At 66.8% G+C, this 13,253-nt stretch carries 11 protein-coding genes; 3 read left to right on the top strand and 8 right to left on the bottom strand.

The window, feature by feature from the left end:
* The first annotated feature begins 123 nt into the window (after positions 1 to 123).
* The gene (locus AB4Y40_RS40070; protein ID WP_368692563.1) at positions 124 to 999 is read left to right on the top strand and encodes an EcsC family protein; all 876 of its coding nucleotides are present in this window, start codon (positions 124 to 126) and stop codon (positions 997 to 999) included.
* Here AB4Y40_RS40070 and AB4Y40_RS40065 read toward each other — a convergent pair.
* From AB4Y40_RS40065 to AB4Y40_RS40055, 3 genes are all read right to left on the bottom strand, one after another.
* Positions 969 to 1,937, bottom strand: a complete 969-nt coding sequence (locus AB4Y40_RS40065) for an alpha/beta hydrolase (protein ID WP_368692562.1) — start codon at positions 1,935 to 1,937, stop codon at positions 969 to 971. The genes AB4Y40_RS40070 and AB4Y40_RS40065 overlap by 31 nt on opposite strands.
* A 142-nt stretch (positions 1,938 to 2,079) precedes the next feature.
* Positions 2,080 to 2,514: a CHRD domain-containing protein gene (locus AB4Y40_RS40060; protein ID WP_069269154.1), complete on the bottom strand. Its 435-nt coding sequence runs from the start codon at positions 2,512 to 2,514 to the stop codon at positions 2,080 to 2,082.
* A 199-nt stretch (positions 2,515 to 2,713) separates the two neighbouring features.
* A complete protein-coding gene (locus AB4Y40_RS40055; protein ID WP_368692561.1) occupies positions 2,714 to 3,844 on the bottom strand; it encodes a porin in 1,131 nt (376 codons plus the stop codon).
* 85 nt (positions 3,845 to 3,929) lie between these two features.
* Here AB4Y40_RS40055 and AB4Y40_RS40050 point away from each other — a divergent pair, with 85 nt between their 5' ends.
* Both AB4Y40_RS40050 and AB4Y40_RS40045 read left to right on the top strand, forming a co-directional pair.
* The gene (locus AB4Y40_RS40050) at positions 3,930 to 4,058 is read left to right on the top strand and encodes a hypothetical protein (protein WP_368692560.1); all 129 of its coding nucleotides are present in this window, start codon (positions 3,930 to 3,932) and stop codon (positions 4,056 to 4,058) included.
* A gap of 239 nt (positions 4,059 to 4,297) precedes the next feature.
* Complete coding sequence (locus AB4Y40_RS40045; RefSeq protein WP_368692559.1) at positions 4,298 to 5,242, top strand: LysR family transcriptional regulator; 945 nt, start codon at positions 4,298 to 4,300, stop codon at positions 5,240 to 5,242.
* A gap of 171 nt (positions 5,243 to 5,413) precedes the next feature.
* Here AB4Y40_RS40045 and AB4Y40_RS40040 read toward each other — a convergent pair whose 3' ends face one another.
* From AB4Y40_RS40040 to AB4Y40_RS40020, 5 genes are all read right to left on the bottom strand, one after another.
* Positions 5,414 to 9,991: a transporter substrate-binding domain-containing protein gene (locus tag AB4Y40_RS40040; protein WP_368692558.1), complete on the bottom strand. Its 4,578-nt coding sequence runs from the start codon at positions 9,989 to 9,991 to the stop codon at positions 5,414 to 5,416.
* Positions 9,992 to 10,012: 21 nt separating this feature from the next.
* Positions 10,013 to 10,744, bottom strand: a complete 732-nt coding sequence (locus AB4Y40_RS40035; RefSeq protein WP_368692557.1) for an aquaporin — start codon at positions 10,742 to 10,744, stop codon at positions 10,013 to 10,015.
* A 239-nt stretch (positions 10,745 to 10,983) separates the two neighbouring features.
* Complete coding sequence (locus AB4Y40_RS40030) at positions 10,984 to 11,667, bottom strand: response regulator (RefSeq protein WP_368692556.1); 684 nt, start codon at positions 11,665 to 11,667, stop codon at positions 10,984 to 10,986.
* A gap of 26 nt (positions 11,668 to 11,693) precedes the next feature.
* On the bottom strand, positions 11,694 to 12,374 hold the full coding sequence (locus AB4Y40_RS40025) for a response regulator (RefSeq protein ID WP_368692588.1): 681 nt from the start codon (positions 12,372 to 12,374) through the stop codon (positions 11,694 to 11,696).
* Positions 12,375 to 12,478: 104 nt separating this feature from the next.
* Complete coding sequence (locus AB4Y40_RS40020) at positions 12,479 to 13,120, bottom strand: response regulator (RefSeq protein ID WP_368692555.1); 642 nt, start codon at positions 13,118 to 13,120, stop codon at positions 12,479 to 12,481.
* Between the last annotated feature and the right edge of the window lie 133 nt (positions 13,121 to 13,253).

Raw genomic sequence — 13,253 nt, 5'->3', positions numbered from 1 at the left:
TTTTTGATCCAGCAACGGTTGACGCGTCAAAGATTTATCATCATAGCACGGTCCGATCCACTACACTGGGGCGTCGAACGGCGGCGATGCCCTCGCCGTCGTTGCTGAAAATCCGGGAGCGCAATGGAACCCACGACCGAACCGACCGCCGCAGATCCAGCCCGCGCGGGCGCCGCCGCGGCCTTCACCGAGGCCGATCTCGACGCGCTGCGGCGCGCCAAGCATGAGCTCGAAACGCCGCCGCTCGGCATGAAGCTCGCAGCGATCGTGGGTGCGCCGGTGGAAAAGCTGATCGCGCGGCTGCCCGGCGTCGCGAACGACAAGGTGACCGACGCGACGCAAGCCGCGCTGCGCAAGTGTCTGCAGCTCGCGCTGAAGACGCTCGGCAAGCAAGGCGCCCTCTCCACGGCCGAAGCGCGTGGGAGCACGAAGCCGAGCAACCTGCTGCACAAGTTCGCGGTGGCGACCACGGGCGCGGCGGGCGGCGCGTTCGGCCTGTTCGCGCTGCCGGTCGAGCTGCCCGTCACGACCACGCTGATGTTTCGCTCGATCTGCGATATCGCGCGCAGCGAAGGAGAAAATCTGGCCAGCACCGACACGCAGCTGCAATGTCTGACCGTGTTCGGCATGGGCGGCCGCTCGGCCGCCGACGACGAAGCCGACTTCGGCTATTTCATCGCGCGCGGCGCGCTCGCGAAGGCGGTATCGGCAGCGTCGTCGGAAATGGCGACCAAGGGCTTCGCCGCCCACGGCTCAACCGCGCTCCTCAAGCTCATGCAGACCGTGGCCGCGCGCTTCTCCGTGCAGGTGAGCGAGCAGGTCGCGGCGAAATCGATACCGGCCATCGGCGCGGTGCTCGGCGCCATGGTCAACACCGTGTTCATCGACCATTTCCAGCAGGTGGCGCATGGGCACTTCACCGTGCGCCGGCTCGAGCGCCGCTACGGCGAAGCCGCCGTGCACGCGGCCTATGACGCGATCGACGTCTCGCTCGATTGAGGCGGCTGCGGTTTCTCGTCGCCGCGCGCCGGCCCAGGCGTCACGCGGCGCACGAAGCTCGCGGCGACGTCGAGCGTGCGGCGCGCCTCGGGCATGAACGGCGCATAGATCGGCCAGATATGCGGCATGCCGCTGGCAATCTCGCACTCCACCGACACGCCGTCGGCGCGCGCGCGCTCGGCGACGCGGCGCGTGTCGTCGAGCAGCGTTTCGGAGCTTCCGACGAACAGGCTTAGCGGCGGCAAGCCGCGAAAGTCGGCATAGAGCGGCGACACGTAGGGATCGGTCGCGCTGGCCGATCCGAGGTAAAACGGCGCGATGCGCTTGAATACCGCGCCGCTGAACATGGGATCGCGCCCGTCGTTCTCGCGTATCGAAGCGCCCGTCGCCGCAAGATCGGTCCACGGAGAAAAGAGCACGGCGCCGGCGGGGAGCGCGTCGCCTGCGTCGCGCAAGGCGACGAGCGTCGCAAGCGCGAGCCCGCCGCCCGCCGAATCGCCGCCAATCACGATCGAGCCGGGCTGCGTTCCTCTTGCCAGCAAATGGCGGTACGCGGCCAATGCGTCTTCGAGCGCGGCCGGAAACGGATGCTCGGGCGCGAGGCGATAGTCGAGCGAGAAGACATCGGCGCCGGCGCGCTTGCCCAGACCAAACGAAATCGCGCGCTGCGAGCGCGGCGAGCAGAAGTAATAGCCGCCGCCATGCAGATAAAGGAGTGTGCGCTGCGCGGGCGAGCGCTCGCGGATGAGCCACTCGCCGCGCATCGGAACATCGGCGGCATCGTACTGCTCGCGCAAACGCCAGCCGCCCGGCACGCCCGGCGTCCAGATGCGTCTCGCCGTCAGCATGCGCACGCGTGCGACGTTGATCGACTTGCGCGTTTGCGGCAGAAAAGTGCGGCGCAAGAACCTGCAGATCAGCCTGCTTTGCCAGCTCATCGGCTCAGCCCTCCGCAGCACTCAAACCGGCCTGGACCAGGACTCGGCGGCGGTCGATCGATGGCGTCCCGCAATCAGACTTCGATCGCGGGAACGCGCGGCACGCGCAGTACGTCGAGTGAGACGAACGATCGAGAGCCGGTCAATTGGCGGGCAGCACCTGACCGCGAATCTCGCCTGACGGGTTCTGCGCCGTATGAATGTTGAAATACCATTGTCCGCCCATGAGCTGGGTCACCTGCTGCTCGTTGAGCGTGGCCGAACCCTTGATCGGACTCGCCAGCTCGCCCTTCGGAATCGGTACCTGCACATTAGCGTTCTGTCCGACCGGCGCAGGGCCGTGGAAGTGCGCGGCGGCGGCCGGGCCGGAGAGGCCTTCGTAGGTGATCGTCCAGTTCAGCGTTTTCGTAGACGTGTCGAAGGTAGCGTTGAGCATGCCGTGGCCCTGGCTCACGCGCGGCGGCACTTCGCTGGACGGTTCGAGATCGGCCTTGAGCGCGACGGTGTCGGCATACGCGGCGCTGGAGGCGAGGACACACAGAGCGAGAGCGAGCTGCAGCGGACGAAGCAAATTCATGGAATTTCTCCTGTTTTTGTGGCGCGCTGCACCAGAAGGCGCAAAACCGCGCTCTCACATGCTAGAGCAAATCCGCTGGGCGCGTCCGCTGCGCCGATGTCGGCCCAACGTAAGCTGCGTGCAACAAAAAAAGGCGCCGCGAACGGCGCCCTTCAACCCAAGTACTACCTGCCATCCGGTGTACGACGCCACCGAATTCCTAGAAGCGGTGACGAAGACCCGTCGTGATGATCCCCTGGTTCTTGCTCGACGAGACACCGCCGTCCGGCGTGTAGCCGACTTGCGTCAGGCCCACGGCGTTCGCGCCTGCCCCCCACATGCCGACGCCTTCGAGGTACACGTCGGTGCGCTTCGACAGCGCGTAGTCGGCTTGCAGCGCGAACTGGTGCCAGTGCGCCGAGTTGCTGCCGTTCGCGTCGAGCACCGGGCCGTTCGCATTCGTATAGGTGTACATCGCGCCGATGCCGAGCGCCGGCGTCAGGTTGTAGCGTGCATTGGCTTCGATATTGTTCAAGCGCAGCGAATTGCCGAGCGGGTCGTTGACGCGCGACTGCGTGAACACGACGCCGCTGATCATCGGCCCATAGATGTAGCTTGCACCCGCGCCCCAGTTACGCTGACGCTCATTCCCGCCGAGCGCGCTGAGCACGCCGAGCGTGTTCGCCATCGGCGAACCCTGGACAGCGCCCCCGCCGTTGGCATTCACGCCGTTGATCTGCGTGTAGGCCGCGCCAAGACGCAGGCCCTGGTACGCGTAGCTCATACCAGCGCTATACGCGCGGTTGACCGCGAAGCCGCCGGCCTGGTTCGAGAACGCGTAGAGGCCGCCGAACTCGAAGCCCGAGAGGTTCGGGCTCGTGTACTTGACCGAGTTGTTGAGCGAGAACGTGCCGTTCAGGTCATCGTTGTCGAGCAGGTGCGCCGTGTAGGTGCCGCCCCAGCTGCCCACCGCGGCGAGGGGACCGACGTAGTCGATCATCGAGTCGAACTGGCGACCGAACGTGAGCGTGCCGTACTGGTCGTGCGTCAGACCGACGTATGCCTGCCGATTGAACAGGCCGCCGTTCAGCTGGCCGTTCGCGACGTTGAAGCCGCTTTCGAGGGTGAAGATCGTCTTCAGGCCGCCGCCGAGATCCTCGACGCCACGCAGACCCCAACGGCTCGCCTGAAGGTTGCCGCTCGTCATCGCGAAATTTCGGTTGCCGTCGATGTTGGTCGTGTAGGTGAGACCCGCATCAACAATTCCGTAGAGCGCGACGCTGCTTTGCGCGTACGACGCCGATGCAAAAGTCGCGGCGACTGCCGCCGCGATAGCCAGTTTCTTTTTCATATGCTTCCTTCGATGCAAGGCCTTTCGGCGAACCTGAATGCCGTCGCCGGCCTCATGCCGGCATGGCGATTCCGCAGCGCGGTGAATGAAGCGCCGCATTGATTTGCATAGCGAAGTTTATGGGCAGCCCTATTGGCGAGCTACCCGCCATCTCGACAAAAGCCTTTTCGAATTAATTGATTCCGCTGGCGGCAAAATCCTCAAACGCCTGTGACTCAATGCTCACGACTTATCTTGTTTTTCTCTTTATCCGATCATTCCATTCGGTATCCCGATAAAGCGTTGCAGTCGGGCAACACCCCAATTCGGGATAAAGCATCATTCGGACGAGTCCCATTCCGCTCGCCCCACGTGCATCGCTAATATCCGTCCCGGCAAACACCAGTCCGTCTGTTCCAACTTCCAGGTTTTCATCGCAGTACCCATCCCCTCGTGGCCACGCTCCCCAAAAACATGAATCAGCTTCAGGCCATGCGTGTGTTCGTCAGCGTTGCCGAGCACGGCTCGTTCGGCCGCGCGGCGATGAGTCTGAACCTGTCGAACGCGGTGGTCACCCGCTACGTGGCGTTGCTCGAAGCCCATCTGGAAACGCGGCTCATCAACCGCAACACGCGCAGCGCGTCGCTCACCGAGGCAGGCGCCGCCTATGCGCAGTGTTGCCGGCAGGTCCTCGACGATCTGGCGCGCGTCGAAACGCATATCGCGCATGGCGTGTCGGTGCCGTCCGGCGCGTTACGCGTCGTTGCGCACGCATCGTTTTCGCTGCACGATCTCACGCCGATGCTCAAGTGCTACCTCGACGCGTTCCCGAAAGTCCGGCTCTTGCTGACGCTGCTGCACCGTCCGGTCGACCTGATCGAGGAAGGATTCGACGCCGGCATCGTGGCGCCGCGTCAGGTGAGCGGCGGCACGCTGATCCGCCGCCCGCTTTTGAGCGTCGCGCCGGTCGCCGTCGCCTCGCCCGCCTACCTCGCGAGCCGTGCGGCGCCACGATGCCCCGCCGATCTCGCCCGCCACACGCTGCTTGCGCCGTCCGCCGATATTCACGGCAACGAATGGCACTTCGAAGGCCCGGGCGGCGAGCGCAAACCCGTGCTGATCGAGCCGGCATACGCCGTGAACAACTCGGTGATGCTGCGCCAGGCCGCGATCGCGGGGATGGGCATCACGATCCTGCCAGCGAACCAGGTGGGCGCCGATCTCGCGACCGGCCGGCTCGTGCACGTGCTCGCCGGGTGGGAGATCCGCGACGCCGACAAGGAGCTCTCGCTCGTCTACCCCGGCCGCCGCCACGTTCCGGCAAAAACACGCTCGTTCGTGGATTTCACCGTCGAATGGTTTCGCCGGCACGAGACCGCCGCAACAAGCGCGATTACCAGCACTTCCTGTAATAGTTAATTGATCGAATTTATCTCGATTTCTCGTCGCGCGGCGACTAAGCTACGAACTGCGAGAAGTGACTCTTCATCGAAGGGTCTCCAAGCTTGAACGCGGCTTCGGCCGCGTTTTTTTTCGCCTGCTTTTTGCCCGCTATTGTCCTGCGCGCATCGATTTCCTGATGTACATCATTCACGCGAGCAGCGCGGCCTGCTGCTCGATTCCGACCAGCATCGCCTGGCAAGTGCGGATGAGCGCGTAGCCCTCCTCGCGCAGTTGCCCGGCAGTGTGACTGTTCATGTGACTGCGGAACGTCTCGAGTTCGGCGAGCAGCGCAGGATACTGCAGCACGCCCACCGCACCGGCGAGCCGGTGATGCCATTCGCGCAGGCGCGCGACATCGGCTTGTTCGAGGAGCGGCGGCAAGGCGTCGAGGTCGTCGCGCATCGCCGAAACGAACGAGCCGAGCAAGGTCTTCACGGTCGCCTCGCCGCCCCAAACCTGGATCATATGCGTGAGATCCAGCGCCTCGAACGTCCGTGCGCTTGCCGGCTTTTCCGCGAGCTTTCCGCCGCAACTGCCGGGCCCCGGCGAAGCCGGCTCCGCCGCCCGCGACGCGGCTTGCCCCGCCCCTTGTCCGTTCGCGCCCGCCTCGCGCGTGGCCTCGTCCTGCAGGGTGCGCTGCATGCCCTCCACGCCGAACCAGCGCGCGAGATACTCGCGCAGCGTGGCCACGCGCGTGGGCTTGACGAGGCAATCGTCCATGCCCGCTTCGCTGCACTGACTCATGTTCTCGGGCGCCGTATTGGCCGTGATGCCGAGTATCGGCAAGCGCCGCACGCGGTGCGCCTTGTGCTCCATTTCGCGTACGCGCCGCGCGAGATCGTAGCCCGATACATTCGGCATATGACAGTCGGTGATCAGGCAGCCGTATTCGCATTCGGCCAGCGCTTCGAGCGCCTTCGCACCGTCGTCGACGACGTCGCACGCGAACCCGATCAGCGCCAGTTGATGACGGATCAGCTCCTGATTCACCGGATGGTCCTCCGCCACGAGGATGAGGCGGCCGGCAGCGCGTTCCTGCTCGCGATCGGGCGCCGGGAGCGTCGTCTCGACATCGGCGGCGGGACGCGACGGGCTGGCGGGCTTGAGTGGCAGCCCCGCCAGCGCCATCGCACAAACGGCGCTCAAGCCCCGCCAGGACAACGGGTTGACGCTCACGCGCACGCCGCTCTCGGCGACGCGATAACCGCTTGGCTTCGGGTTGTCCGTCAGGCAAAGCACAGGCGCACCGGGTTTGCCCAACCGCCCGGCCAGCGCTTCCGACACGAACACCAGATCGGCCTTGTCCGCGCTCGCGGCGCGGGCGAGGTCGGCTGGTGCGACGCGGCGCATTGCCATGCCGAGCGCCGAACCAAAATGCATCAATGCGGCGGCGATGCTCGCCTCCTCGCACGCGACGAGCGCACGCTTGCCGCGCAGCCCGGCGGCCGCGCCGCTACGCACCTCCACGGGCAGTTCGATATGCAGCGTCAGGCAGGTGCCGCGATCGACTTCGCTCTCCAGTTCGAGCGTGCCGCCCATCAGCGCGGCGAGCTTGCGGCAGATCGTGAGGCCGAGCCCCGTGCCGCCGAAGCGTCGCGTGGTCGAGGTCTCGGCCTGCACGAACGGCTCGAAGAGCTGCGCCTGCGCTTCGGGCGCAATGCCGATGCCCGTGTCGGCCACCGCGATCGACAGCCGCTGGCAGGCAGGCGCGCCGCCGCGCGCGCCGACATCGCGTGCGCGAACGTGCACGCTCACTTCGCCCGCCGGCGTGAACTTGATCGCATTGCTGAGCAGATTGAAGAGGATCTGCCGTAGCCGCACGCTGTCGCCGCGCAACTGCGCCGCGACCTCCGGCTCCACATCCACGCGCACCTTCAGCCCCTTCTCGTGCGCACGCGCGGCCAGCAGCCCGACGGCGTTGTCGACGAGTTCGCGCACGTCGAACGGCTGCGAGTCGATGACGAGATGGCCGGCCTGGATCTTCGAGTAGTCGAGCAGATCGTCGAGGATCTGCAGCAGCGCCCCCGCCGATTCGTGCACCATGTCGACCATTTGCGCCTGGTCCGGGTTCAGCGGCGTGCGCTCGAGCACCTCGACGAGACCCAGCACACCGTTCATCGGCGTGCGGATCTCGTGGCTCATCATGGCGAGGAAATCGTCCTTCGCGCGAGAGGCCGCCTCGGCGATATCGCGTGCGTGCTCGAGTTCGTCTGCGCGCGCGTGCTCGACGCTCGCATCGAGCGCATAGCCGCTCCAGACGATCGCGCCGTCCTCGGCACGGCGCGGCGCGAACTCCGCGCGCACCCACACGAACCCGGCCGCGCCCTGAAAGCGGAACTCGGCGTGCACGGGTATGAACCGGCGTGCCGAGCGTTCGAGCCGCGAGGCAAGGCGCGCGCGGTCATGTCGCCCCACCCGCGAGAGATCGACCGAATGCGCGCGGCGAAGCTCTTCCACGGTGTCGCCGAGGAGCCGCTGCGTGTCGCCGCCAATGTACGGAAACGAGTAGCGGCCATCGGGCGAGCGGCGCAACTGGAACACGATCGCGGGCAGCGACCCCGTCACCTCCGAGAGAAGCCGCTCCGATTCGCGTTCGCGCAACTCGGCGCGGCGAATGTCGGTGACGTCGATCATCGTGCCGAGCACGCAGAACGGCGCGCCGTGGAGGTCGCGGCACAGGCGCGTCCAGAAAATGCCATGACGCGGCTCCCCGGGCGCATTCTCCAACGTCAACTCGACACGCTGGCTCTCCCCCTCGACGATCGTCAGCCGGTAGAGATCGTCCATGCGGCGGCTGTTTTCGGGCCCCCACGCCATCACGGCCGAACCCGTGCGCCCGAGCACCCGGGCGCGCGCGAGGCCCGTCGATTCTTCGTAGGCGCGATTGACCGCGAGGTAGCGGTTTTCGAGATCCCGCGCACCGAGCGGATACGGGATCATCTCCATCATCGTGTCCTGCAGTTCCACCTGGCGCGCGAGCACCTGCTCCGCGCGCCGCCGCCGGTGCATTTCGCGCTGGAGCAACACGTAGGCGCGCAGCGTGACGAGCAGCAGCACGCCGAACACGATCAGGAGCGGCAGGAGCCGCAGCGCGTTCACGCTCCAGCCGCCAGCCTGGGTGGAGACGGCTGCGGTCCAGCGATTGCGGATGCGCTGCTGTTCGACGGGCGGCATCGCGTCGAGCGCGCGATTGATGAGCCGCGCGAGCGGGGCGAGGTCGCAGCGCACGGCAAATGCCGTCGAATCGTCGACGCCCACCGCTCCCAGCACCTTCAGCGAGTCGAGATAGGTGCCGCTGAGCGGCGCGTCTAGCGCGGCCGCGTTGCCCACCAGCACATCGGCCTCGTGGCGCACGACCATGGCGAGTCCCGCGTCGAGGCTTGCAGTGCGCACGACCTGCGTACCCCGCAGCTCCTGCATGGCCGGCGTGTGCGGCGCCAGCACGATGCGGCGGCCCGCAAAGTCGGCCAGCGAGCGCGCCATCGGTTCGTCGCGGCGCCCCACCATGACGAGCGGATAGTGCTCGAACGCTTCCGTGTAGACGACGCCTGAGCCGAACACGCCATCGCCCACCGAGGTTGCGGCGAGCGCGATCTCGCCGCGCTGCATTGCGTCTCCAGCGCTTGTCCACGGAGAAACAGGCACGCGCTCGAAGGTCACGCCGAGGGTGCGCCCCAGATAGCCGAGATAGTCGACGGCCATGCCCGACGATTCGCCGGCCTTGCTCGTGAAGCTGAACGGGAGCCAGCCGCTGTCGTAGCCGACTTTCAGCGGCGACAAGGCACGCAGCCACGCGCGCTCGTCGGCGCTCAGGCTGAACCCGGCCGGCGAGGCCTGTCCCGGCGCGTCGCCCTGGAACCAGCGTGCCCGCTCGGCCGCCGCCGCGGCAGGCCGCACGTCGGCAAGCAGGAGGTCCAGCCGGTCGCGCAGATCCGGCCTGGAGACCGGCACGGCGTATCGCAACTCGCGCACGCGCTCGCGCTCCTCGAAGGCGACGCGCAGATCGCCGAATGCTTCGAGCGTGAGCTGATAGCGCGCCACGGGCGAAAAGCCTGCGTAGACGTCGGCCTGACCCTGAGCGATGGCACGCAGCGCCGCCTGCGTGCTCGCGAAGGTTTCGAAGTGTGCCTGCGCGAAGCGCTCGCGCAATACCGATTCGAGGGCGTCGCCGCGCTCGACTGCAAACGTCGCACGCGCGAGGCGGGCCGGCTGGGTCGCGAGCGCGGTATTCCCGGCACGCGTGACAAATGCCGTGGTGCCGCTCAGATACGGCACCGTGAAAGCGAGACAGCGCTCGCGCAACGGCGTGCGCGCAACGCTCATCACGATGTCGATATCGCCTGCGCAGGCCGCCGCGAGCAACGCCGGCATGTCTGCGAAGACGCGCGGCTCAAGCATGACGCCGGCACCGGCGAGAAGGCGCAGATAGTCGGCGCTGAAGCCGGTGAGCGTGGCGCCGTCGAGCACTTCGAGCGGCGGCCGCCCCCCCTCCACCACGCCGACGACGAGCTCTCGCGGCAACGTCGGAGCGACCTGCCGCGAGAGTTCGACGCCCTCGTTTGTCCGCTCACACGAAGTCGCGGCGCTGGCCGCCGCCGCGGAAAACGCGAGCAGCCATGCCGCAGCGAGCGCGCCGAGGCAGGCGGGCACGCACGCGAGTCCGCGCGCCCGCCACGATGCAGCCGGGCGCGCGCGAAGACGGAAGATGCGGTGAAGCGACTTCATTGGCGCACGGCAGGCTGGATTTCAGACGCCGTCGCGAGATGACGTGGCGGAAATGCGCGAGCGCCGGCTCACGAGGCGGTACACCACGCCAGCCGCGGCGCCCCCCAGCAACGGCGCCGCCCAGAAGAGCCAGAGCTGATCGAGCGCCCATTCGCCGACGAACAGTGCGGGACCGGTCGAGCGCGCCGGATTCGCGCCGCCGTTGCTCACCGGGATGGCGATCAGATAGATGGCGGCAAGGCAGGCGCCCACGGCGAGCGCCGCAGTCTTGCGGCGTGCGACCGTGCTCGACATCAGGAGATGGAAGAGGACGAACACGAAGGTCGCCGCCAGTTCCAGCAGGAACACGGCGGCGAGGGCGTAGTCGGTCGGCGAATGATCGTCATAGCCGTTGCTGCCGAGGTCGGACACCGCGACGGAGAAACCCGGGCGCCCGCTCGCCACGCGGACGAGCAAGGCCGCGCCGAAAACGGCCCCGATGGTTTGTGCCGCGAGGTAGGGCCCGGTATCGCGCACCGGGAAGCGCCCGGAGACCGCGTAGCCGATCGTGACGGCGGGATTGAAGTGGGCGCTTGCCGCGCGCGCGGCGGCATAGTTCGCCACCGTGAGCGCAAGCCCGAATGCCGCGGCCATCTCGAAAACGTTGAAGCCCTGGGAGGGCGGGCTCGCGTTGAGCGCCGTGGCTGCGCAACCCGCGAACACGAGCCACGCGGTGCCTGCACCCTCGACCGCTAAACGCCTGCCAAGCTTCATTGTTTCATCTCCAGATCCGAACTACATCCCGACCCCGGTCCGACCCGGCCGTCGTTCGGTCGCATTCCCGGGTCGGCAATATCTGACGAGCCATGCGTCAAGCTTGGGATTATGGAGAGACGATTCCGGCAATCAGATAGGAGAACTCTTAAAACGCTGGGCGCATTGCGCAAGACACGGCGAGAGAAAATCCGGCGAACGCAGGAATAACCGGGGGACGCGCGCCACCAGGGGATGAATCAGGTCAGCCCCACCTGGATGGCGAAGTCGCTCAGATCGCGCTCCGTGACGAGGCCCAGCTTGCGCATCGTGCTGCGCTTTTGGGCGCTGATCGTTTTGCCGCTGCGCTGAAACCGCTGCGCAATCTGGCGCACCGACATACCCTGCGCGTAAAGCTGGAAGACCTCCCATTCGCGCGCGCTCGGCACGCCCGAGCACGGGGCGCACGCGGCGCCGGCGCGCGCGAGCGTGGCGCGTACGTGGCCCGAAAGAAACGGCGTGCGCTCGCGAGCGGCGGCGACGGCGAGCAGGAGATCGTGCACGACGTCGCGCTTGTCGACGATGACGTTCAGGCCGCGATGCATCAGGCCTGTCAGAACGGGCGGCGTCGACACCATGCTCAGGACGACGATCGCAGGCGTGTCTCGTGTTTGCGCGAGGCGCCGCAGCAGGGTAAGGGAGCCATATTCGCCGTCCAGCCCCGGCATGCACAGATCGGAGATGACGACGTCGCAGTCGGTCGTATCGAGCTGCGTGGCGAGCTCGAGCGTATTGCCGGCTTCGCCGACGACGAGGGCTCGATCCGTTGCGCGCAGCAGGCTGGCCACGCCGAGCCGGATGCACGCGTGGTCGTCGGCAACGATCACGCGCAGCGGCTTGCCCGTGCGAGGCGCGTCGTCTCGACCAACCCGGATGGCGTGCATGGGAGACCTTGCGTGGGTAGAACCGCTCAGGTTTGCTCGCCCTGCGTCACGCCGCATTCGACCGCGAAGCGATAGAGCTCGATATCGTTGCTGAGCGCGAGCTTCTTCATCGCCGCGCACTTTTGCGCGCTGATCGTCTTGACGCTGCGCCCGAGCAGACCTGCGATTTCCGTCACGCCGAGCCCGGTTGCATAGTGCGTGATCACCTCGAATTCACGCCGCGTGAGAATGCGGTGCACCTCGTCGCGCCGCTCGGCGCGCGCCGCTTCCGTGAGCAGGTCGCGCACGACAGGCCCGACGTATTGCTCGCGCGCCATCGCCGACATGATCGCAACCGGGATCAGGTCGATGCGGTCGCGCTTGCTGAGCACCGCATCCACCTCCATCTCGATGGTCTTGCGCAGCACCGCGGCCTCGCTTTCCATGGTGAGGACGACCACGGCCTTTTGCGGGAACCCGGCGCGAAAGGCGCGGATGGCCTCGGGCCCGTCCAGCTCGCCGGGCAACGCCATGTAGAGGTCCATCAGCACGAGATCGAACGCATTCCGGGCCGCGACTTCGAACAGCTCGGACACGCTGCGCGCACGCGCGACGACCTGCACGTTGGGATAGTGGGTGAGCATGCTCTCCAGCGCATACACGACGAGCGGATGGTCGTCGGCGATGATCACGCGCACCGGTGCCGCGAGGTCGGCCGTATCCGTCATGTTGCGCGCCGCGAGGCTGGCGCGCTGGTCGTCGTGGTCGCGCATCGCGCGCTGGGAGGCGGCCCCCGCAGGGGCATGATGCGACAGCGATGAGGGAAGCGGGTTCATAGAAGTCCGTACGCCTTGACATAGGCGAAGAGTCCCGCGTCGTTGCTCACGCCGAGCTTCGCCATGGCATCGCGCTTCTGGCAGTTCACCGTGCGCACGTCGCGGCCGAGGGCACGCGCAATTTCCGTGATCGAACTGCCGCTCGCGAATTTGCGGACCACCTCCGATTCGCGCGGCGTCAGGCGCGGCAAGCACAGGTCGGACGGTCCGGCGGCGGCCGCGAGTTCGCGCTCGATGGCCGGGCTGAGATAGGCGAGACCCTGGGCGGCGCCGCGCACGATGGCTGCGAGATCGTCCATCGGCTCGGTTTTGCGCAACATGGCGACCGCGCCCGCATGCGCCACCGCGCGCAGAACGACAGCGTTCGCAACGCTGGTCAGCACGATCACGGGCACATGGGGCCAGTCGCGGCGCAAACGCTGCACGAGGCGCAGGCCGTCCTCGGCTTCGCCGGAGACCGGCGGCATATTGAGGTCGGTGACCACCACGTCGCACGGGACGGTTTCGAGCGTCTGCAACAACTCTCGCGCGCCGCACGCTTCCCCCACGACCTCGATATCGTCTGCCGCGAGGAGCGCCGAGCGAACGCCAAGCAGAACGAATGGATGATCGTCGGCGAGGACGACACGTAGCTTCACACTGAATCTCCTTCGAGGTGGATTTGCGGGTTGCCGATGCGCTGCGTGAGCGACAAGCGGCACATGCGCGGCGTCCGGTTCGTGCGCGGGTTCGTGCAACCAGACGATCGTAAGCACGGTGGAGACCACACAC

It is taken from the genome of Paraburkholderia sp. EG287B, from assembly GCF_040965595.1.
GTDB lineage: Bacteria > Pseudomonadota > Gammaproteobacteria > Burkholderiales > Burkholderiaceae > Paraburkholderia.
The sequence above is the reverse complement of the archived record's forward strand: the minus strand, read 5'-3'. Positions and strand labels throughout refer to the sequence as shown.

Excerpts from the sequence above, each read along its gene's own strand:
- AB4Y40_RS40030 (WP_368692556.1), bottom strand. The coding sequence starts at position 11,667 with ATGCACGCCATCCGGGTTGGTCGAGACGACGCGCCTCGCACGGGCAAG.
- AB4Y40_RS40025 (WP_368692588.1), bottom strand. The coding sequence starts at position 12,374 with ATGACGGATACGGCCGACCTCGCGGCACCGGTGCGCGTGATCATCGCC.
- AB4Y40_RS40070 (WP_368692563.1), top strand. The coding sequence starts at position 124 with ATGGAACCCACGACCGAACCGACCGCCGCAGATCCAGCCCGCGCGGGC.
- AB4Y40_RS40065 (WP_368692562.1), bottom strand. The coding sequence starts at position 1,937 with ATGAGCTGGCAAAGCAGGCTGATCTGCAGGTTCTTGCGCCGCACTTTT.
- AB4Y40_RS40035 (WP_368692557.1), bottom strand. The coding sequence starts at position 10,744 with ATGAAGCTTGGCAGGCGTTTAGCGGTCGAGGGTGCAGGCACCGCGTGG.
- AB4Y40_RS40060 (WP_069269154.1), bottom strand. The coding sequence starts at position 2,514 with ATGAATTTGCTTCGTCCGCTGCAGCTCGCTCTCGCTCTGTGTGTCCTC.
- AB4Y40_RS40045 (WP_368692559.1), top strand. The coding sequence starts at position 4,298 with ATGAATCAGCTTCAGGCCATGCGTGTGTTCGTCAGCGTTGCCGAGCAC.
- AB4Y40_RS40040 (WP_368692558.1), bottom strand. The coding sequence starts at position 9,991 with ATGAAGTCGCTTCACCGCATCTTCCGTCTTCGCGCGCGCCCGGCTGCA.
- AB4Y40_RS40050 (WP_368692560.1), top strand. The coding sequence starts at position 3,930 with ATGAAGCGCCGCATTGATTTGCATAGCGAAGTTTATGGGCAGCCCTAT.
- AB4Y40_RS40055 (WP_368692561.1), bottom strand. The coding sequence starts at position 3,844 with ATGAAAAAGAAACTGGCTATCGCGGCGGCAGTCGCCGCGACTTTTGCA.